This window comes from Acidovorax sp. ST3 (genome assembly GCF_003231145.1).
Lineage (GTDB): Bacteria > Pseudomonadota > Gammaproteobacteria > Burkholderiales > Burkholderiaceae_C > Acidovorax.
In genome coordinates this window covers 1-848 of the sequence record NZ_QKVP01000018.1, presented here as the reverse complement: position 1 = coordinate 848, position 848 = coordinate 1, and the positions used below count along the sequence as shown (strand labels likewise).

Below are 848 nucleotides of genomic sequence, written 5' to 3'. Positions count from 1 at the left end.
ATGGCGCGTGATCTCGGCCGGCGCCACGCCCAGCGCCACCGCGGCGTTGAACAGGCGCGCGCCATCCAGGTGCACCGGCACGCCGCAAGCCTGCGCCATGCCGTGAACCGCCTGCATGTGGTCCAGCGGCAGCACCGTGCCACCGGCGTTGTTGTGCGAGGTCTCCATTGCCACCAGCGCGGTCTTGAGCTTGTGGCCACCGGACTGCAGCGCCTCTTCCAGGCGGTTCAGGTCCATGGCGCCATCGGTGCCCGGCACGCCCTGGTAGAACAGGCCGGTGAAGGTGGCGGCGCCGCGCTCGGACGTATACATGTGCGCGGCCGATTCCAGCACCACCTGCTCATTGCGCTGGGTCTGCGCCAGCACCGCCAGCAGGTTCGCCATGGTGCAACTGGGCACGAACAGCCCGGCTTCCTTGCCCAGGCGCGCGGCAACGTGGGCCTCCAACGCGCGCACGCTGGGGTCGCCATCGAGCCCGTCGTCACCGATCGGGGCGGTGCGCATGCGCTCGTACATGGCGGCGGTGGGGTGGGTCACCGTGTCGCTGCGCAGGTCGACGAGTGCGCTGGAGGAGTCGACGGAAATCCGCTGGGTCATAACAATCAGTGCTGCAGAATTTTGGAAAGAAACTGGCGCGTGCGCGGCGCGCGCGCCTCGACATCGTCGAAGAAGGCCGTCCTCGGGCAGTCTTCGACGATCTTGCCGCCGTCCATGAAAATCACACGGTCGGCGACGCGGCGGGCGAACCCCATTTCATGGGTCACCACCATCATCGTCATGCCTTCGCCGGCCAGGTCGGTCATCACGTCCAGCACTTCGTTGACCATCTCCGGATCCAGCGCCGAGGT

The 848-nt window shown here is 67.3% G+C and carries 1 protein-coding gene and 1 pseudogene; both read right to left on the bottom strand.

What is annotated here, in order from left to right; translation table 11 throughout:
- A partial coding sequence (locus tag DNK89_RS23275; RefSeq protein ID WP_153064319.1) for a low specificity L-threonine aldolase occupies window positions 1-597 on the bottom strand: 597 nt, incomplete at its 3' end.
- Window positions 598-602: 5 nt separating this feature from the next.
- Window positions 603-848 (bottom strand): annotated as a pseudogene (locus DNK89_RS23270) (amino acid ABC transporter ATP-binding protein); the annotation flags it as partial.